The organism is Pseudomonas citrullilanati (assembly GCF_030580855.1).
GTDB classification, from domain to species: Bacteria; Pseudomonadota; Gammaproteobacteria; order Pseudomonadales; family Pseudomonadaceae; genus Aquipseudomonas; species Aquipseudomonas citrulli.
Genome location: NZ_JAUQOP010000003.1, coordinates 80,709 through 99,551 on the forward strand (window position 1 = coordinate 80,709; position 18,843 = coordinate 99,551).

Annotated in this window: 16 protein-coding genes and 1 pseudogene; 6 read left to right on the forward strand and 11 right to left on the reverse strand. The window is 63.4% G+C overall.

Features of this window, described 5'->3' with window-relative positions; genetic code table 11:
- The first annotated feature begins 185 nt into the window (after positions 1–185).
- Both Q6A48_RS03385 and Q6A48_RS03390 read left to right on the forward strand, forming a co-directional pair.
- The gene (locus Q6A48_RS03385) at positions 186–1,898 is read left to right on the forward strand and encodes an amidase (protein WP_304551984.1); all 1,713 of its coding nucleotides are present in this window, start codon (positions 186–188) and stop codon (positions 1,896–1,898) included.
- 218 nt (positions 1,899–2,116) lie between these two features.
- Positions 2,117–3,454, forward strand: a complete 1,338-nt coding sequence (locus Q6A48_RS03390; protein WP_304551986.1) for an OprD family porin — start codon at positions 2,117–2,119, stop codon at positions 3,452–3,454.
- 218 nt (positions 3,455–3,672) lie between these two features.
- On the opposite strand, the gene Q6A48_RS03395 is transcribed toward Q6A48_RS03390, so the two are convergent.
- Entirely contained in the window at positions 3,673–4,527 is an 855-nt protein-coding gene (locus tag Q6A48_RS03395) for a LysR substrate-binding domain-containing protein (RefSeq protein ID WP_304551988.1), read from the reverse strand.
- 74 nt (positions 4,528–4,601) lie between these two features.
- On the opposite strand from Q6A48_RS03395, the gene Q6A48_RS03400 reads away from it, so the two are divergent.
- Positions 4,602–5,537 carry a DMT family transporter gene (locus tag Q6A48_RS03400; protein WP_304551989.1) on the forward strand — a complete coding sequence of 312 codons (936 nt, stop codon included), beginning with the start codon at positions 4,602–4,604 and terminating at the stop codon, positions 5,535–5,537.
- 66 nt (positions 5,538–5,603) lie between these two features.
- Here Q6A48_RS03400 and Q6A48_RS03405 read toward each other — a convergent pair whose 3' ends face one another.
- From Q6A48_RS03405 to Q6A48_RS03415, 3 genes are all read right to left on the reverse strand, one after another.
- Positions 5,604–6,104, reverse strand: coding sequence for a GNAT family N-acetyltransferase (locus Q6A48_RS03405; protein WP_304551991.1), 501 nt, complete (start codon positions 6,102–6,104; stop codon positions 5,604–5,606).
- A gap of 90 nt (positions 6,105–6,194) precedes the next feature.
- Positions 6,195–6,734, reverse strand: coding sequence for a DUF488 domain-containing protein (locus tag Q6A48_RS03410; RefSeq protein WP_304551993.1), 540 nt, complete (start codon positions 6,732–6,734; stop codon positions 6,195–6,197).
- A 117-nt stretch (positions 6,735–6,851) separates the two neighbouring features.
- Entirely contained in the window at positions 6,852–7,199 is a 348-nt protein-coding gene (locus Q6A48_RS03415) for a carboxymuconolactone decarboxylase family protein (protein ID WP_304551995.1), read from the reverse strand.
- Positions 7,200–7,309: 110 nt separating this feature from the next.
- Between Q6A48_RS03415 and Q6A48_RS03420 the strand changes: the two genes are divergently transcribed.
- A complete protein-coding gene (locus Q6A48_RS03420) occupies positions 7,310–8,215 on the forward strand; it encodes an AraC family transcriptional regulator (RefSeq protein WP_304551997.1) in 906 nt (301 codons plus the stop codon).
- Between the two features lie 4 nt (positions 8,216–8,219).
- On the opposite strand, the gene Q6A48_RS03425 is transcribed toward Q6A48_RS03420, so the two are convergent.
- The 6 genes and pseudogenes from Q6A48_RS03425 to Q6A48_RS03450 all read right to left on the reverse strand — a co-directional run bounded on the left by Q6A48_RS03425 (position 8,220) and on the right by Q6A48_RS03450 (position 15,664).
- Complete coding sequence (locus Q6A48_RS03425; protein WP_304551999.1) at positions 8,220–10,274, reverse strand: 2Fe-2S iron-sulfur cluster-binding protein; 2,055 nt, start codon at positions 10,272–10,274, stop codon at positions 8,220–8,222.
- A gap of 243 nt (positions 10,275–10,517) precedes the next feature.
- Positions 10,518–11,114, reverse strand: a complete 597-nt coding sequence (locus Q6A48_RS25945; protein WP_369811656.1) for a methyl-accepting chemotaxis protein — start codon at positions 11,112–11,114, stop codon at positions 10,518–10,520.
- Positions 11,106–11,873 (reverse strand): annotated as a pseudogene (locus Q6A48_RS25950) (PAS domain-containing protein); the annotation flags it as partial. The pseudogene Q6A48_RS25950 and the gene Q6A48_RS25945, both read right to left, overlap by 9 nt.
- A gap of 266 nt (positions 11,874–12,139) precedes the next feature.
- A complete protein-coding gene (locus Q6A48_RS03440) occupies positions 12,140–12,925 on the reverse strand; it encodes an EAL domain-containing protein (protein ID WP_304552003.1) in 786 nt (261 codons plus the stop codon).
- Between the two features lie 127 nt (positions 12,926–13,052).
- Positions 13,053–14,375 (reverse strand): APC family permease, encoded by a 1,323-nt coding sequence (locus Q6A48_RS03445; protein ID WP_304552004.1) that lies wholly within the window; start codon positions 14,373–14,375, stop codon positions 13,053–13,055.
- A gap of 320 nt (positions 14,376–14,695) precedes the next feature.
- The gene (locus Q6A48_RS03450; RefSeq protein ID WP_304552006.1) at positions 14,696–15,664 is read right to left on the reverse strand and encodes a threonine dehydratase; all 969 of its coding nucleotides are present in this window, start codon (positions 15,662–15,664) and stop codon (positions 14,696–14,698) included.
- Positions 15,665–15,758: 94 nt separating this feature from the next.
- On the opposite strand from Q6A48_RS03450, the gene Q6A48_RS03455 reads away from it, so the two are divergent.
- Entirely contained in the window at positions 15,759–16,574 is an 816-nt protein-coding gene (locus Q6A48_RS03455; protein ID WP_304552007.1) for a helix-turn-helix transcriptional regulator, read from the forward strand.
- A gap of 102 nt (positions 16,575–16,676) precedes the next feature.
- On the opposite strand, the gene Q6A48_RS03460 is transcribed toward Q6A48_RS03455, so the two are convergent.
- Positions 16,677–17,273 (reverse strand): TetR/AcrR family transcriptional regulator, encoded by a 597-nt coding sequence (locus tag Q6A48_RS03460; protein WP_304552009.1) that lies wholly within the window; start codon positions 17,271–17,273, stop codon positions 16,677–16,679.
- A 492-nt stretch (positions 17,274–17,765) separates the two neighbouring features.
- Here Q6A48_RS03460 and Q6A48_RS03465 point away from each other — a divergent pair, with 492 nt between their 5' ends.
- Positions 17,766–18,779: an SDR family oxidoreductase gene (locus Q6A48_RS03465; RefSeq protein WP_304552010.1), complete on the forward strand. Its 1,014-nt coding sequence runs from the start codon at positions 17,766–17,768 to the stop codon at positions 18,777–18,779.
- Positions 18,780–18,843: the final 64 nt, after the last annotated feature.

The window sequence follows — 18,843 nt, forward strand, 5'->3', positions numbered from 1 at the left end:
GCTACCGCGTAGCACTGACGAACGGCGGGCGCATCGGTGCTTCAGTATCAAGGCTCAATAGACCCGCCGAACGCCACGTAGTACAGTGCGCGAAAACCGATAAATATCCATCTTGAGGAGACTGAAGTGGCCCGATTCCCAATTGAAGCGACTGGCCTGAGCCGGTCAGTTGCAGGGGTGACCCCATGATCGAAATCACCGAAGTCTCCATCGCCCAACTGCGCGCCGCGCTGGAGTCCGGTCAGACCACGGCGGTCGAGTTGGTCCAGGCCTACCTCGCCAGGATCGACGCCTATGACGGCCCTGACACCCCCACGGCCCTCAACGCGGTGGTGGTGCGCAACCCGGATGCGCTGCAGGAAGCGCAGGCCTCCGACGCCCGTCGAGCCAGCGGCCGGACCCTCGGCCCCCTCGATGGCATTCCCTACACGGCCAAGGACAGCTACCTGGTCAAGGGGCTCACGGCGGCGTCCGGCAGCCCGGCCTTCAAGGACCTGGTTGCCTACCGCGATGCGTTCACCATCGAGCGGCTGCGGGCCGCCGGCGCCATCTGCCTGGGCAAGACCAACATGCCGCCCATGGCGAACGGCGGGATGCAGCGCGGGGTGTACGGCCGGGCGGAAAGCCCCTACAACGGCGACTACCTGACCGCGCCATTCGCCTCGGGCTCCTCGAACGGCGCCGGGACGGCCACCGCGGCCAGCTTCGCGGCGTTCGGCCTGGCGGAGGAAACCTGGTCCAGCGGACGCGGCCCGGCCTCGAACAACGGCCTGTGCGCCTACACGCCATCGCGCGGCGTGATCTCGGTGCGCGGCAACTGGCCGCTGACGCCGACCATGGACGTGGTGGTGCCCTTCGCCCGGACCATGGCCGATCTGCTGGAAGTACTCGACGTGGTCGTGGCGAACGACCCCGATACCCGGGGCGACCTGTGGCGCCTGCAACCCTGGGTACCGATTCCCAGTGTCGACGCGGTTCGTCCCGCTTCGTACCCGAGCCTGGCCAGCCCACCGGGTGCGCTGGCCGGCAAACGGTTCGGCGTGCCCCGCATGTACATCAATGCCGATCCCGACGCGGGCACGGCGGATGCGCCGGGCATTGGCGGGCCGACGGGCCAGCGCATCCACACCCGCGCCTCGGTGATCGACCTCTGGGAAGCGGCGCGCAAGGCGATCCAGGCCCATGGCGGCGAAGTGATCGAGGTGGATTTCCCCCTGGTGTCCAACTGCGAGGGCGATCGCCCCGGCGCACCGACCGTGTTTACCCGGGGCCTGGTGTCCAGGGAATTCCTGCATCATGAACTGTGGGACCTGTCGGCCTGGGCATTCGATGATTTCCTGCGGGCCAACGGCGATCCGAAACTCAATCGCCTGGCCGACGTCGACGGGCCGAAGATTTTCCCCCACGACCCCGGCACCCTGCCCAATCGCGAGGATGACCTGGCCGCCGGCATGGATGAATACGTGAAGATGGCCGAGCGCGGCATCACCCCCTGGGACCAGATCCCGACCCTGCCCGACGGCCTGCGCGGCCTCGAGGCAACCCGTCGGATCGACCTAGAGGAATGGATGGACCGGCTGGGCCTGGACGCGGTGATCTTCCCGACTGTCGCCGACGTCGGGCCGGCGGATGCGGATATCAATCCGGCCTCCGCCGATATCGCCTGGAGCAACGGTGTCTGGGTCGCCAACGGCAACCTCGCCATACGCCACCTGGGCGTGCCCACCGTCACCGTGCCGATGGGCGTCATGGCGGACATCGGCATGCCGGTCGGGCTGACATTCGCCGGCCGCGCCTATGACGATTCGAAACTGCTGCAACTGGCTTCGGCATTCGAATCGATCGAGTCCAAGCGCCTGATTCCGCCGCGCACGCCGCCGCTGTCGACCATCGCCTGAGCCGGACCATCGCTCCCACACCACAAGAACCTGTGGGAGCGAGCCTGCTCGCGAAGATGCGCGGCATAGCCCGCAAGCTCAATCGCTCCACGCCAATTAACAACGTTTAACTCGCCCTCCCACGCCCCGCCACGAAGAATGCCCGCAGCGGTCCGGCCTCGCTTTCCCATCGAAAGCCGTTGGCTGGGGCCCGGTCTTCTTTTCACGCGGGATATCCCATGTTGCTTGCATCAAAAAAACTCACCTTGCTCAGGCCGGCCTGGTTCCTCGCCTGGATGGCCGGCGGGGCTGCACCGGCCATGGCGGCAGGGCCCGAAGAACCGGCGGGCTTTCTCGATGGCGCCAAACTGGAAGTGCTCAGTCGCAACTTCTACCTCAACAACGACTATCGCTCCCCCAATGGCTCAGGCAAAAGCTACAAGCAGGAATGGGCCCAGGGCTTCATCACGTCTTTCGAATCCGGCTTCACCGCCGGCACGGTCGGCCTGGGCCTCGACGCCCACGGTTTCGTCGGCCTGAAGCTGGACGGCGGCAAGGGTCATTCCGGCACGGGACTGTTGCCGCTGGACGATGACGGCCGCAGCGAGGGCCAGTATTCCAGCGCGGGCGGCGCGCTGAAGTTCAGAACCTCGCGCACGACCCTGGCCGTGGGCGAAATGACCGTGGAGACCCCGGTATTCGACACCGCAGACAAACGCCTGCAACCGGAATACGCCACGGGCATGCTGCTCACCAGCCACGAACTCGATGGTATCGACCTGCAAGCGGGCCACTTCAGCGCCTTCAAGAACCAGGACGCCTCCACCGCCAGGGGCGACTTTTCCGGCTATGGGGCCAACACCCGCCACGGCGCCATCGATTTCATCGGCGCCGACCTGCTCGCCGGGCGCCCCCTGGGCGGGGCCCTGTACGCCTCCGAACTGAGCGACACCTGGCGCCAGTACTACGCCAACCTGCATACCACCCTGGGGGCCCTGTTCCTCGACGGCAACCTGTACCACACCCGCGACGAAGGCCAGGCCGCCGCCGGTGAAATCGACACCACCGCCTACAGCCTTTCCGGCAAATATCGACTCGACGCCCAGGCGTTCACCCTGGCCTATCAGAAAATCAATGGCGACACGCCCTTCGATTTCGTTGGCGGCGATTCGATCTACCTGGCCAACTCAATTAAATACGCCGATTTCAACGGCCCCGGCGAGCGCTCTTGGCAAGCGCGGTATGACCTCGACCTGGGTGCCCTGGGCATTCCCGGCCTGGCCTTCATGGCCCGCTATGTCACGGGACGCGGGATAGACGGCAGCCACGCCCCCCAAGGCGGCGCCTACAACCCGTTCGATGCCGACAGCGGCACCTACCGTCCGCAGCAAGGCGATGGCGGGCGCCACTGGGAGCGCGACCTGGACCTGCACTACACCGTGCAATCTGGCCCGGCGAAGGACCTGTCCCTGCAACTGTCTCACGTCACCCATCGCGCCAACAGCGCCCAGGCCGGGGACGACATCGACCGGTTGTACGTCGTCATCCAGTACCCACTGAAGCTGGGTCCGTTGTGAACCGGGTGGGCTCCCACCGTTTGATCCAGGGTGAGATCAGACCCCAGACCCACCACAACCCCCTGTGGGAGCGAGCCTGCTCGCGATGACGGCAGTACATTCAACATCACCGGCTCAGCCAGACCGCTTTCGCGAGCAGGCTCGCTCCCGTGATCGTCACACCCACGTTCCGTGGCGAGGGCGCTTGCTCCCGCCGGGTGGCGCAGCCGCCCTCCACGCTAGAGTCGGAAATACTGCTGCATGGCCTGGGCAAGCAGGTCCTCGGCTTCATCGGCGGGCGACGCCTGGGACCGCAGGAAGACCACCTCATGGTCGGCGATGAGCGGCAAACCCTCCAGGATCCGCATGGCGTCCGTCACCCGGGCGCGGTCGATCAGGCTGATGGCCAGGCCCGCTTCCACGCACGCCTTGACTGCCTGGTTGGAAGGGCTTTCCAGGACGATGCGCGTCTTGCGACCGCTTTGCCTGAGGGATTCCACCATCGCCTGGCGATAAGGGCATTGCGCCGCATGCACGGCCAGCGGCAACGGCTCCATGGAGGCGACCGCCATGTGGGCCGGCCCCACCCAGACGGGCGTGGTGGATACCAGCACCTTCGCCCCTGCCAAGGGCTCGCCCTTCGGCTGGGTCACGACCGCGGCCTGGAGCTTGCCGCGCTGCACCAGGTCGCGCAGCGCATAACTGGGTGCGGTCTTGAGTTCCAGCACCACATTGGGCCAGGCCGCGGCGAAGGTCGGGAGGATGTCGCGGATGACATGGTCGGCATACTCGTCCGGCACCCCCAAGGTAATGCGTCCCGCCAGGCGCGTGCCCTGGAGGTCGGCCAGCACACGGTCATGGGTGCGCAGCAGTTCCGTCGTGGTCACCAGCAGCCGCTTGCCCAGCGCGGTCAGGGAAACGGCCTGGTTGTCACGGTTGAACAAGCGCCCACCGGCCACCGCTTCCAGGCGCTGGATGTGCACGCTCACCGCCGCCGGGCTCTTGTGCAGCGACTGCGCCGCGGCATTGAACTTGCCGATCCGCGCCACCGCGTGAAACGTGCGGACCAGGTCGATATCGAGTACGGCTGTCATGGTTCAACCTTTGTGAACGACTGATGCAGTCTATTTTGATTTATTAGATTACGCGGGTTTCGTAGCCTGTGGCCATGAACTTGCCAAAATCGATGACCTGCCCCTCCCTCTCGCGTCCCGACTGGCACCGGGCCATTCCGCTGCCCCTGCTGGAGGCGGCCTTGCTGCTGACTTGGAGTTCCGGATTCATCGGCGCGCGGTTTTCCATCGACTATGCACCGGCCTTGCTGGTGGTGTTCTGGCGCTGCGTCGTGGTCACGCTGCTGCTGTTTCCGTTCGTGGCCAGGCAACTGCGCCGGGCCTCCGCGGCCGTGCTGTTGAAGAATGCCGGCATCGGCCTGCTGGCCATGGCCGGCTATCTGGCCGGTATCACCCAAGGCATCGCCCTGGGCGTGCCGGCGGGCCTGGCCGCGCTGGTGGCCGACCTGCTGCCCATCGGCATGGCCCTGCTGGCGGCCGCCGTGCTGGGACAACGGCTGGCATGGCGCGTCTGGGCAGGCCTGGTCGTTGGCCTGCTTGGGGTGTCCGTGGTCACCCATGGCGCGCTGGCGTGGGGCAACGCGCCGCTGTGGGCCTACGGCCTGCCGTTGCTGGGGATGTTGTCGCTGGCCGTCGCCACCCTCTGGCAGAAGCACCTCCCGGCGTCGGAATCAATGGGACTGCTGCCCAACCTGTGGCTGCAGTGTGGCGTTTCGGGCGTGGCGTTCGCCATTCTTGCGGGCGCCCAGGGCAGTCTCGCGCCGATCCCCAGCGCCGGGTTCGCCCTGAGCGTACTGTGGACCGCCGGACTGTCCACCCTCGGCGGTTATGGGCTGTACTGGCTGTGCCTGCGCCGCGCCACCGCCACCCGGGTTGCCAGCGTCCTGTACCTCAGCCCGCCCATCACCCTGCTGTGGGCCTGGGCCATGTTCGACGAACCGCTCTCAGTACAAATGGGCGCGGGCATGGCGGTGTCCGCCCTCGGCATCTGGCTGGTGGTGCGTGCGGAAGAACGGCAGGCCGAGAAGTAGGGGCCGTTTGGAGATCAAAAGAGGCTGGCGCGGAGCGTTCTTCCGGATGCAGCCAGCACACCCTGCCTACCCGGTGTACGAATAAACAGCGTAGTCAAACCCATTGAACGCAAAAGAAGCAGCCTCTTTCATCCCCATCTTCAAGTGTGCCCGGAGCGATGGTTCGTTATCTTTACGTATGAAAAGAACCCCTTCGCGTCCTGGTTCAAGGTGCCGAAGAGCCGCAAACATTCGCTGGGCAAGGCCCTTGCCGCGCTCCTCTTCACTGACGCAAACCGGGCCATAGACATAGGTGTCAGGCGTTCCAGGATAAACAGCGAACATAGCCTGGACGATAGGAAGATCAGCATTCATCGCGCGGGTGGTCGTCATCATGAAACCGGTAACGCGTCCACCGCGGCAGGCAACGATAAGCGGCATCTGCTCCATCATCGCCGCCACTCGGGATCTTGGCAGACTTGCAGAAAGCGAGCCGCCCCGTTCCATCTGGTTTGCCGCCTGAAGTGCCAGGATTTCGTCCAGGTCGGCCTCATTGGCGCGTCTTATAACGGTTTCATGGTTCGTCATCTGCTTATCTCTCTGGTAACTAAATGACAACTTTCTACCGCTTGTATCCAGAGACTAGTACAAATCAAAGGTTTCAGTTTGTACCGTGGTTCAGGCGCCAACGTCCGGGTAATGCAACTTCAACCCGCACACCTGCGCCGCAGGATTCAACACGGCTTCGTTGGCCTTGTCCTTGTCCAGGATATGGATGACTTCGACACCGCACAGCAGCAGGTAATCCGCGACGATCCGCCGGTGGCAGCGCCACCAGACCGCTTCGGCGCACATGATCACGCAGCGTTGCCGTTCGCTCAGTTGCAGGAGGCGTTCCAACCCGCGCTCGAATTCATCCGAAAGCGCGTAATCGGCGTAGTTGTGGAAGCTGCGGTTGTCCCAGAACCCATTGACTTCATCCGGTACGGTCCTGGACTTTTTCCTCAGGCCACCCAACGGCTCGACCCGTTCATGCCCCAGGCCCACGTCGGCCAGCCGTTGGGGAAAGGTATCGAGGTTGTATTGCGGGTTGGTGCGCGAGCGCGGAACTGTCCTGATGTCCACCACGACCTGGATGCCAAAGCCTTTGACGATGTCCACGAACGCGTCGAAGGTCCGGGTGGAATGGCCGATCGTGTAGATACTCGAATGTTCCATGAATGAAGACCCAACGCTGATCCTGGTATCCGCATTAGGTCAGTTGCCCCGGCAAAGGTTCTGATCATCGTGGCGAGGGAGCCAGCTCTCTCGCCACGATACGTTGCAGGCTTGGGTTCACGCCGGGGCTTTGAGCGTGTCGTAGGCTTCCAGCGTGCGCAGGGAATAGATATACGCGGCGCCAGCGTTCAGCGAGATCGCGGTGGCCAGCGCCGCGCTGACCTCTTCGCGACTCGCCCCGGCCTTGATCGCCGCGTCCGTGTGCGAGGCGATACAGCCGTCGCAGCGGGTGGTGACCGCGACCGCGATGGCGATCAGTTCGCGCGTCCTGGCATCGAGTACATTGTTTTCGCTGGCGGCCTCTCCCAAGGCCATGTAAGCCTTGACCATCTTGGGGTTGTTCCTGCCCAGCGCGCCGAAGGCCTTCTGGATGGTGGGCAATAATTCGGACCAGTTATGGAACATGGCATTAACTCCTGAGTGGGTTGGGTGTACTGTTTCAACGCCCTCAGTTTTCCATGCTCGCGCCGGTCGGGTTTGTCCAATGCTCTCAGCGTTTTTCGCGAAAATCTCAAATGCACGCCATCGATAAACTCATCAGCCTGGCCAATGTGCGCGGCAGCCTGGACCTGCGTTGCCAGTTCGAAGGCGACTGGGCCCTGGATCACGAGCAGGAAGCGTTGGGCAAGGCGCCCTACCACATCGTGCTGGCCGGCGAATGCCGGGTGGAGTTTCCCGATGGGCAGCGCCTGCCCATGCGCGCCGGCGACATCCTGCTGCTGCCGCGGGGCGCCCGGCATGTCATGCACAGCCCCGGGAAAACGGTGGCGCCCGTGATGCCGACGCAGGTACTGGGCGGCACCTTGCCGATCCATCGCATCGGTGGCGCGAGCGTGGAGCTGGACATGCTCTGTGGCGGCTTTTACTTCAACCGTGCCTCGCTCTTGTTCGCCGCCTTGCCCGACTACCTGGTGATTCCCAGCGGTGCGCTGCCGGCCAACGGGCCGCTACCGGCGCTGGTCGATGTCATGCGCGGGGAAGCGGACGGCAACCAGGTCGGCGCGGGCTTTTTGCTCGATGCGTTGTCCCAGGCGCTGTTCACCCTGATCCTGCGTGCGCACCTGGCCAGCCAGGGGCAGGACAGCGGTTCGTTGGCCTTGCTGGGCGACAAGCGCCTGGGGCGGGCCTGGCAGGCGATGCTGGATGACCTTGCGCACCCATGGACCATCGAAAGCCTGGCAGGGATCGCGAACATGTCCCGGGCGAACTTCATGCGGGCGTTCGTCAAAGTCGCCGGCGTCTCGCCCTGGGTGCTGCTGACGCAAGTGCGCATGGAGCAGGCCTTCAATCTGCTGCACCATTCGCACTTGGGGTTGAGTGACATCGCCCTGCAGGTCGGCTACCAATCCCAGGCCGCCTTCAGCAAGAAATTCAAGGAGCTTCACGGTGAAGCCCCTGGAAAAGTGCGACGTGGCTTCTAGCGGTTCAGATCTCCAGCACCAACGTCTCGCTGCCTTGGGCCGGCACCGCGCAACAGATCAGCACTTCCCCCTCGCCGACCGGCTCGGCCGGCTGCGTCAGGTAGTGCACCTGGCCCTGGCTCAAGCGGGTCTTGCAGGTGCCGCAGGAACCGCCACGACAACTGAACTCCGGTTCCAGGCCACGGGCCTCGGCCAGTTCGAGCAAGGTACCGCTGCCCGGCTCCCAGCGCCCTTCCTTGGCGGAGCTGGAGAACAGGATCTTCACCGGTTCGGTCGCCGCCGGCACTTGCTGCGCCGCCGGGACGCTGACCTCGACATCCCGCACCAGGGTGGACGGGCCGAAGGTTTCGGCATGGATGCGATCGTCAGGAATGCGCAGGCCGCGCAGGCCATCGTACAGTGCCTGGGTGAAGCTGCCCGGCCCGCACAGGTAGTAGTCGTAGTCATTCAACGGCAGCCATTGCTTCAGCAGCTCGATGTCGATCCGGCCCGCCAGGTCGTAGGCATTGCCCGCAGGCGCATCCACGGGCGGCTGGCTGACCATGCGCAACACCTGCACCTTGTCGCCGGCGCGCGCCACCAGCTCATCGATTTCATCGCGAAACGCCAGTTCGGCCACCGTCCGTGCGCTTTGCACCAGCCAGACCGGGCGCAGGCGATTGATGCGCAGCCCTTGGTACACCACTTCGCGCAACATCGACAACAGCGGCGTGATGCCAACGCCCGCCGCCAGCAACACCAAGGGGCGCCGCTCGGTAGGTTGCACGGTGAAATGGCCCTGGGGGGCGCGCGCCTCGATCGCGTGCAGCGGCTGGACCTGGTCATGCAGGTGGGACGATACCGAACCGTCACGCTTGACGCTGATGCGCAGGAAATCATCCGACGGCGCACTGGACACGCTGTAGGTGCGAATCGACGGCGCCTTCTGGCCTGGCAACGCGACCCGCAGCGGCAGATGCTGCCCGGCTTCGAACCGCGGCAGGCCGACGCCATCGCTCGCTTGCAGGTAGAACGAACGAATGGCCGGGCTCTCATCCACCACCCGCGTGACTTGCAGTGAACGCCACTGGGTGCGCATGACTTCGGCCTGCAAACGCTCGGCGGCATGGGCCCAACTGCCGGTCATCCGCGAGTTGGGCGACTCACCCTCGGCCTTGTCCCTCCAGCGCAAGGGCAGTGCCCCCGGCCGATGGACGATGCGCTGGGGCGTGAAGCGCAACAAACGCTCGGCCCCCTGGAACGCGGCGATCTCGGGATCGTCCAGCACCACCTGCGCCGTACCGCTCATCTGTAGCAGGTCGCCGGTCTGCACATCGACGAACACCAGCCCGGCCCGGGGGTTGAGCAGGATGTTGCCCAAGGTGTTGAAGAACAGGTTGCCGGAAAAATCAGGAACGGTAAGCGTCCCGTCCTCATCCATGCGCACGAACCCCGGCTTGCCGCCACGGTGGGACGCATCGACCTGTCGCTCGCCGTCGCGCACCACGTAGGAGGCGATGTAGAACGAGTCGGCGCTTGTCACCAGGTGCCGTACCAGGGGATCCGCCACGCTCAGTGGGCGCGGGGCGCCAGGCTGCTCGTTTACAAACTCGTACTGGCGCAGATTGATGTAGCGAGGGCAGTTGCCATAGGCCTGGCGCACCGAGATCTCGAGGCCCTGGTCAAGCTGGCGACGCACGATGCCGTTCATGCGGTTGCGCCGCCGGGTGTGCAATTCGATGCCCAGCATGCCGATGGCGTCCCCTTCGCCCATGCCCTCCTGGGCCGGATCGTCTGGCTGCGCCGGGAGGTTGATGTGCAGGGTCTGGGGATCGGGAGAATGCATGAAGCCGGGTTGCCCCGCACGCAGGGTCGCCCAGACATCGCCTTGCCGGTCCACCGCCCCCAGCACCACGAATGGCAGTTGGGCATAGAACTCGCGATGCTGGTCCGGCATCCAGGTCCGCGCCAGCTGGCGCTGGCCGACGCCGGCCATCATGTCCACCGCGCCAACCGTGCGCTGCAGGGCCAGCTCTCCTTCGTGCCAGGGCGAGGATTGTGCTGTCGTGGCTTCGTCCATCATCTGCTCCTCGCGCCCGCGGCTTGAAGCCGCGCCATTGCGCCTCGGTTAGGGATACTCCGCCACACCTGTCGCCCAGGTGTGCTGTCGGTAGAGCCATCTTCTTCCCAAAGCGACTGCGCAGGAATACGCACACGCTGCAATCCACTCTTTCATAAAGTGCAAGGGTGCTTCAGTGGACGCTGTCCTGGCCGCGACGCTGGCGAAATAGCCCGGATGGGCTATCCGCTACGCCTGCAAGGCTCACCCCACCCAGCCGATGGCCGTCTTGGGAATGACCTCGGACTCGTCGAGCTTGGAGGCGAACATGCTCACCGCCTCCAGCGCATCGGTGGTACCGGCACGGATCTGCACGATGACCGAACCGGCCTGGTCCGCCAGCGTGACGCCGCGCAGGGCACCCTCATGGGTCTCGTTCATGCTGGTCACGGCATCACGGGTTTCGGAGAGTATCTTGCCGATCATCTCGGCGATCTCCGAGGTCGAGCGGCTGGTGCGCCCGGCCAGTTGCCGGACTTCGTCGGCCACCACCGCGAAGCCCCTGCCCTGGTCGCCGGCCCGCGCGGCCTCGATGGCCGCGTTCAGGGCCAGCAGGTTGGTCTGGTCGGCAATGCCGCGGATGGTGTTGACGATTGCCGTGATTTCTTCCGAACGTGCCCCCAGCTGGCCAACCAAACGCGCGGAGGTGCCGATGTTGTCGGCGATCTGGCGCATTTCCTTGGCGGTTTGATGAATGACCTGGGCACCCTGCTCCGCGACGCGCTCGGTCTCGGCGGAAATGTGGTAGGCGCGGGACGCGCCGCGCGAGTCCTCTTCGAACTTCTCGACCCGCTCGCTGATGTCGCTGGCGAACTTGACGATCTTGCTCAATTTGCCCTCGGCGTCGTAGACCGGGTTGTAGCTCGCTTCCACCCAGACGACCTTGCCATGCTTGCCCAGGCGCTTGAACTGGCCGCTGAAGAATTCACCCGCATTGAGACGTCGCCAGAAATCGCTGTATTCGGCGCTGCTGACCAGGTCCGGCTCGCAGAACATCCGGTGATGCTTGCCCTTCAGCTCGGCCAGGGAGTAATTCATGACGTGGAGGAAGTTGTCGTTGGCGGTCAGGATATTGCCGCCCAGGTCGAACTCGATCACCGCCATGGCACGGTCGAGCGCCGCCAGGCGCGCACGGGTTTCCGCCTCGCTCACGACTTTGGCCGTGACATCGAGGGCATACTTCACCACTTTGACGACCCGGCCCTGCTCGTCGAGGACCGGGCTGTAGCTGGCTTCCAGCCAGAGGGTCTGGCCTTGCCCGCCGCGGCGCTGGAACGTACCGGAAACAAACTGCCCGGCCCGCAACTGGTTCCAGAACTCGCGATACTCGGCACTGCCGGCCAGCGCAGGGCTACAGAAATCCCGGTGCGCGAGGCCCGCCACCTGGTCCGCACGATAGCCCATCGTCTTCAGGAAGTTCTCGTTCGCACGAAGGACCTTGCCATCGGGGCTGAACTCGATGACCGCCATCGACCGTTCAAGCGCGCCAACTAATCCCTTGTATGTTGCCAGTTCGGCCGTCCTGGCCGACAGTTCACTTTTCAGTGCTGTGTTAAACATGGCATACCCTCTCTGGACCCGGAATTGAGCGGACCTCAAAAGGCTATCGACTCCCGGATCCGGGGCTTTATATGCCGCGACACAATTATGTTTTGACGCCAGAAAAGCGCTGGCGGCGTCATTCTATCTGTTCACCCTGCTCAAATGGCTGCCGCGATTCGCTATCGAAATCACGGACTGGCCAGCGCTGGCAGCGTTCATGGAGCGAATCCAAGCGCGCCCGTGCGTCCAGGCGGCCATGGCCGCCGAGGCGGCATAGCTCCAGGCTACGACACGTCGAAACGATAGGTCGGCAGGTGCCCTATTGCCGGCCGTGCGTACAGGTAGCCCTGCATCAGTTCGATGCCCAGGCCCAGCAACGCGGCACTCTCCCCCGGGGTCTCGACCCCTTCGGCGATGACCAGGATCCCCAAGCGCTTCGCCACCAGGAGAATTCCCTCGACAATGGCCTGTTTCACCGGATCCTGGTCGATGCCGCGGGTCAAGGCCATATCGATCTTCAGCACCTGCGGCTGGAACATGGCCAACAGGTTCAGGCCCGAGTAGCCGGACCCGAAATCGTCGATCGCGGTGGTGAACCCCTGGCGCTCGTACTCGGTGAAAATGGACTTGAGGTGGTCAGGGTCATCGACCCTCTCGCCCTCGGTGACTTCGAACATCAAGCGCTCCGGCGGGAAATGAACCTGGCGCGCCGCTTCCAGGGTGGCCCGTATGCAGGTCTCGGCCCGGTAGACCGCGTTGGGCAGGAAATTGATGCTCAGCAGGCACTGCTCGATATCCAGGATGCCCAGCCTGGCGGCCTCCTCGATCGCCTTCACGCGGCATGCCTGGTCGAACCGGTAGCGATTGCCGTCGTTCACCCGTCCCAGGATGTCGCTCGCCGACTCACCGTTGAGGCCCCTGACCAAGGCCTCATAGGCGAACGCAGCGCCGGTGCGGACATTGAAGATTGGCTGGAACGCCATGGTGAAATCGAAACCGAGCGCGTGATGGTCGCGGCATTCGGCACAGCCGAGGGACCTGAAAGGTTGTCGGGGGGAGCGGTCGGTCATGATCAAGATTCCGTTGCGGTGACGGTACGTCCCTGCACGTGCAAAGACTAGTCATCGCTCCCTGAATCGGCAAAGGTCGGCCTTTCTGGAGGGCCGCCGATCACCGGCACGGTTACCGGCCGACTGCCTAGCCAGGTTTTACCGCGACGGGCATCGCCATTCGCGTACAGAAATACAGCAGGCCTCCCACGCCGACCAGGACACCGCCACGCAGCCAAGTGTCCAGGCTTTGCTGGCTGAGCAATACCAGGCACGAGGCGATCGCCATGACGGGCACCCAGGTGGGCACTCGGAAATGCGCCTCTGCCACTGTATCGCGGCGTAGCACCAGCACCGCCAGGTTGGTGCTGAGGAACACGAACAGCAACAGCAGGACGACGGTCTCGGCGAGGGTGGCGAGGGAGCCCGTGAGGGTCAATGCGATGGAAACGAGGGTCGTGGCGACGATGGCGACCCAGGGCGTCCGCCGTTTCGGCAGGACTTGCGCCAAGGGCCCCGGCAGCAAACCCTGGCAGGCCATCCCATAGGCCAGGCGGCTGGCCATGATCATGGTCAGCAGCGCGCCGTTGGCCACGGCGACCAGGGCGATGAAGGCGAAGACACGCGGCGAAAGACTCAACCCGGAGGCGCGCACGACTTCGAGCAAGGGCGCCGAGGTGGCGACCAGTTCGTCCATGGACAGCACCGACGAAGCGGCGACGCCCACGGCCATGTAGACCACGCCGGCGGTGAGCAGCGCCGCGAACAGGGCGCGTGGATAGACCCTGCGCACGTCGCGTATTTCCTCGGCGAGATTGGCCGACGTCTCAAACCCGACGAAGGAATAGAACGCCAGCAAGGCCGCGCCCAGCACCGCCAGCCAGGGGCTGACGCCCGGCTTGAACTGCAGCGCGCTTTCCAAATGCGCGTCGCCCGTACGGAAAAACCACGCGGCGGCAACGATGACCAGCACCAGGCCCGATAGCTCGATGAGGGTCATGACCAGGTTCGCCCCCAGGGACTCCTTGATCCCGCGGGCATTCAACAACGCGATGACCACCAGGAAGACCAGCGCGGCGATGTGGGGCGAAACGTGGACGAAGGTCGCGAGGTAATCGCCCGCGAATGCCAGCGAAAGGCCGGCCGCACTGGTCACCGCCGCAGCCAGCATGCAGAAGCCGACCAGGAAGGATAGCAGCGGTGAGCGAAACGCCTTCTCGGCAAACACCGACGCCGCGCCGGCCTGCGGGTACTTGGTGACCAATTCGGCATACGAGCCGGCGGTGAGCATGGCAAAGAACAACGCCACCAGCAACGGCACCCAGATCGCACCCCCTACCTGCCCGGCGATGGTCCCGGCCAGCGCATAGACACCGGCGCCCAGCACATCGCCCAGGATGAAAAGAAACAACAGCGGCCCGGTCACGGCGCGTCGTAATGGGGTTCTGGATGGCTTGTGGGTCACATTCATGTTCTGCTCTGGCGAGGGTTAACGGCGTCTTCAAGCAATGGAAATGTTGACCAGGTGAAAGTTCAGAAATGTTCCAGGGAGCAGCCGGTATCCGCCAGCTATTGGCGACCACTGTGGATCCCCTGTGGGGAGCAAGCTCGCTCCCACCGGGGTTGTAGGGTGGACCTGCTGACTGCGACCACTGGAGATCCCCTGTGGGAGCGAGCTCGCTCGCGATGGCGGCAGCCCAGCCAATGCCGATGTTGACTGCACCACCACTATCGCGAGCAAGCTCGCTCCCACAGGATAGTTGGGCGAATACGAACCTTGCGGTCGGCTGGTCAAGCGTCCTGGTTACCCAGGACCTTCGCGTACACCGGCCGGTCGACGTTACCGCCTGACAGGATCACTCCCACCCGTTTCCCCTTCATGGCTTCACGCTCCTGCATCAGCGCCGCCAACGCCGCGGCGCCGGCGCCTTCGGCGAGGTTGTGGGTGTCGGTGTAGTAGACCCGCATGGCCTCGGCGATTTCGTTGTCGTCGACCGCTACGATCCGCGTCGCCGAGGTCCCGTAGACGGCGAAGGCCTCGGGAATGGGTTTGCGCACGGCCAGGCCGTCGGCGAAGGTATTCGCCGATGGGGTTTCGCACAGGGTCCCGGCCTCGAACGACAACTTCGCCGCCGCAGCCTCGGTGGACACCACCCCGACCACCTCGGTGTCCAGGCCCAAGGCATCACGGGCGGCGATGACCGCGCAGATGCCCGAGCCGCAACCAATCGGCACATAGACGGTGTCCAGCTCCGGCACCGCCTTGAACAACTCCCATCCATAGGTCGCCACGCCCCTGACCAGCTCGGCGTGAAACGGCGGCACCAGGAACAGCCCATGGCGTTGCGCCAGACGCGCAGCCTCTTCCCGGGCTTCATCGAAATCGCGACCGAACTCCACCACCTCGCCACCGAAGCCGCGCATGGCCTGGTTCTTCTCAAGCGAGTTGCCCTGCGGCACGACGATCAACGCTTGCAAGCCCAGCGCCCTTGCCGCCAACGCCAGGCTCTGCCCGTGATTGCCCCGGGTCGCCGTGACCACGCCCTTCACCTCGGGGTGCTCGCGCTTGAGCCAATGCATGAACGTCAGGCCGCCACGGACCTTGAAGGCGCCGGTGGGCGTGTGGTTCTCGTGCTTGACCCACACCGTGCAACCCAGCCGTTCGGCCAGCAGGGGCCAAGCGTATTGAGCCGTGGCGGGCATGGTCTGGTATACGTTGCGCGCCGCTTGTTCGATAGCGTCCAGCGTCAGTCTGTGCATGGGCTTGCCTCCAGGTTTTGGCCCAGTCTAGTGCCGGCGCTCCCGTCGGGCTTCCAGAAAACTGACCTGACTTTCAGCCACCTTCTTCACTACTATGTCGCTCATGAACCGTAGCAACCGCGTGCCGTCGCCCTTGCCCGAACCGATCCGGCGTATCGAGGCCGGACCCTGGGCGATCGAATTGTTGCCGGGCTGCGCCTATGCGACCCGTTATGTCGCGACCCAGGCTTCGATCGGCTTCGCCTTCGACAGCCAGCGCGGCCTGCACGCCATCGGCAGTGACCGGGTGCATCCGTTCGACGCCCTGCCCAACGGCCTGGCCTTCGTCCCGGTCGGGTGTGACGTATTCTCCGAATCGCCCCAGGGCGGTGAATACCTGCGCCTGCTGCGCACGGACGGCCTGGCACTGGAGGGCGAGCGCCCCTTCAACAATCGTATCGACCCGCCGGCCATCGCCCTCGCGCAGCGCATGCGCAGTGCGCTGTTACAGGCATCGGCGCAGGACGACTGGGAAGCCTGGGCGCTTGGATTGGCTGAACGGGCAATCGGCAGCGAACGTTGCTCGACACCGCCTCCCGGCTCGATCACCGGCCGGCGCCTGCGCCTGCTGGACGAGTTCATCGAGGCCGGTCTCGGCGGCCCGCTCGGCGTGTCGACGATGGCCGCGCTGCTGGGCTTGTCCGAGGGGTATTTCATCCGGGCATTCAAGCAGGCGACGGGTAAAAGCCCCCACAGCTACCTGATCGACCGGCGCCTGGCCAAGGCTCGGGCCTTGATGAGCGACACGTTCGCCGGATTGAGCGAGATCGCCCTCGCCTGCGGCTTCAATTCCCAGGCGCACATGACGACGCTGTTCAAGCAGCGCCTGGGTGTCAGCCCGGCACAGCTACGCGGGCAGTCCCGCGGTTGACGAGGCCGCACGGGGGCGCAAGTTGTCGGGCGGAACAAAGTGTCGAGCACCCTGGTAAAAAACTGATCCGGATGATCCGTAAACTAATTGGCAAGTGAGCGCCTACAACGGCTCTGCTGTTTGAATCAGCGAGTTCAACACCAGTTTTATTTCCGCCGCCGGATCTTTATGCCCTTGCAGAATCAAACCTTCCGACAGCGCCGTGAAAGTCTTTGCAAGCGTGGCATTTTCCATCGGCGGCTTCTTGCCGGCGTGATTGAAGATGATGGTGATCAGCTTGCCCAGGGCCACGCTGTTTTCTTCATGAAGCTCATTGTAGAGCGGTGAAAAATCGCTATCGCGCAACGCGATCAACTGCAACTCGACGTCGAGGATCGCGCAATTGGCATTATCTTTCAGTGTATCGATGTAGGCATTCAGGCCCTGCGTCAACTGCTCGGATGTATAGCCCGCCGCCAGGGTCGAACCCAGCCGGTCGATTTCCACCCGCTTGAACCGCTGCGCCAGTTGCAACAGCAGGTCGGCCTTACTTGAAAAGTTGGAAAAAAATGCCCCTTTCGAATAACCAGCTTCCTCGGAAATCGTGTTCACGCTGGCCGCGTGAAAACCTTTCTTGATCATCAGATCAATGGCCGTATCGAATAATCTGTCTCTGGTTACTTGCTGGCTTTCCTCTCGACCTAGTCTCTTCTTGATCACGCCCTCGGCTCCTTTAGCCAACAAAAATATCTATTTGTAACTGAATGCAAGCATTGGCTCCTGCCGGCAAAAAACCCGTGGCGGCCATCATATCTTATACACGCCCGTATTAATCATCCGCATCTAAACTTTTAAGCAGGTGCCATGTAATCGCCATGTACCGGGGGCGCTGGAAAGCGAATGCAAGATGAGTCTCGACAGCGACTTACAGCGCCATGGGAACAGCGTTCTCCCACCGCGACAGAGGATAAAGATAGACCGGTAACCGTCTGGCGGCCGCCGACATCAGCCCTCGCCTGGGCCCGTGCTTCCCGGCCCCGGGAGCCCCTTTTTCGGTCGACCACAAAAGCTTCACATAAATACCGCTTGATTTTCAGATACCGAATGGTTTTTACTTGCGCCGTTGGTGAAGCCCAACGCCTGGTCGGCGCACTGGATCCGCTGTAGCGATTCGAATGCGACGACAGGTCACCCCAAAGGAGCTGGATTTTAATGGAATATGCCTTCGTCACAGGCGCTACTGGCCTGCTCGGGAACAATGTCGTCCATGCGCTGCTGGCGCGCAAAATCAAGGTCAAGGCGCTGGTTCGCTCCATTGAAAAAGCGCGCAAGCAGTTTGGCGACCTGCCCGTCGAACTGGTCGAAGGCGACATGCTCGATGTCGACGCCTTCAGTCACGCCTTGCAGGGTTGCGACGCCCTGTTCCATACCGCGGCCTATTTTCGCGACAGCTACAAAGGCGGAAAACATTGGCAGAAGCTGTACGACACCAACGTGACCGGCACCGAGCGCCTGTTGCAAGCCGCCTATGCCGCCGGCATCCGACGCGCCGTGCATACCTCTTCCATCGCGGTGCTCAAGGGCAACCGCGACCAAGTGATCGACGAAACCATGTCTCGCAGTGAGCAGGAAGCCGACGATTACTACTTGAGCAAGATATTGTCCGAACAGAAGGTCCAGGAGTTCCTGGTGCAACACCCGGACATGTTCATCGCCATGGTCTTGCCGGGCTGGATGTTTGGCCCCGGTGATATTGGTCCTACCTCATCAGGACAGTTCCTGCTGGATTTTGTAGGACAAAAACTCCCCGGCGTTCTTCCTGGAAGTTTTTCCGTGGTCGACGCCCGTGACGTGGCCGAGCACCAGATCGCCGCCATCACCCGGGGCAGGTCCGGCGAACGTTACCTGGCCGCCGGCAATCACATGGACATGAAGAGTATCTTCCAGGCACTTGCCAGTGTCAGTGGTATCAAGGCACCAGAACGCAAAGTGCCTTTGCTCATGTTGCGAATCATCGCCATTGTCTACGAAGGTTATTACCGCCTGACTAAAAAGCCGGTATTGATCAGCACCTCCACGGTCAAACTCATGGAACAGGAACAAGGCCGCACACACTTCAGCCACCAGAAGAGTTCAAGGGAGCTGGACTGCAAGTTCCGCCCTGTCAGTGAAACCCTGACCGATACGCTGAATTGGTATCGAAACAATAACTACCTAGATGCTTGATTGAAATAATTTAACTATAGCCTGCCTCTGTAACACGGTTCAGACACGCCATACATCCAAGGAT

Bases quoted from the DNA above. Each gene is read 5' to 3' on its own strand.
- Q6A48_RS03385 (WP_304551984.1), top strand. From the start codon at position 186: ATGATCGAAATCACCGAAGTCTCCATCGCCCAACTGCGCGCCGCGCTG.
- Q6A48_RS03390 (WP_304551986.1), top strand. From the start codon at position 2,117: ATGTTGCTTGCATCAAAAAAACTCACCTTGCTCAGGCCGGCCTGGTTC.
- Q6A48_RS03395 (WP_304551988.1), bottom strand. From the start codon at position 4,527: ATGACAGCCGTACTCGATATCGACCTGGTCCGCACGTTTCACGCGGTG.
- Q6A48_RS03400 (WP_304551989.1), top strand. From the start codon at position 4,602: ATGAACTTGCCAAAATCGATGACCTGCCCCTCCCTCTCGCGTCCCGAC.
- Q6A48_RS03405 (WP_304551991.1), bottom strand. From the start codon at position 6,104: ATGACGAACCATGAAACCGTTATAAGACGCGCCAATGAGGCCGACCTG.
- Q6A48_RS03410 (WP_304551993.1), bottom strand. From the start codon at position 6,734: ATGGAACATTCGAGTATCTACACGATCGGCCATTCCACCCGGACCTTC.
- Q6A48_RS03415 (WP_304551995.1), bottom strand. From the start codon at position 7,199: ATGTTCCATAACTGGTCCGAATTATTGCCCACCATCCAGAAGGCCTTC.
- Q6A48_RS03420 (WP_304551997.1), top strand. From the start codon at position 7,310: ATGCACGCCATCGATAAACTCATCAGCCTGGCCAATGTGCGCGGCAGC.
- Q6A48_RS03425 (WP_304551999.1), bottom strand. From the start codon at position 10,274: ATGGACGAAGCCACGACAGCACAATCCTCGCCCTGGCACGAAGGAGAG.
- Q6A48_RS03440 (WP_304552003.1), bottom strand. From the start codon at position 12,925: ATGACCGACCGCTCCCCCCGACAACCTTTCAGGTCCCTCGGCTGTGCC.
- Q6A48_RS03445 (WP_304552004.1), bottom strand. From the start codon at position 14,375: ATGAATGTGACCCACAAGCCATCCAGAACCCCATTACGACGCGCCGTG.
- Q6A48_RS03450 (WP_304552006.1), bottom strand. From the start codon at position 15,664: ATGCACAGACTGACGCTGGACGCTATCGAACAAGCGGCGCGCAACGTA.
- Q6A48_RS03455 (WP_304552007.1), top strand. From the start codon at position 15,759: ATGTCGCTCATGAACCGTAGCAACCGCGTGCCGTCGCCCTTGCCCGAA.
- Q6A48_RS03465 (WP_304552010.1), top strand. From the start codon at position 17,766: ATGGAATATGCCTTCGTCACAGGCGCTACTGGCCTGCTCGGGAACAAT.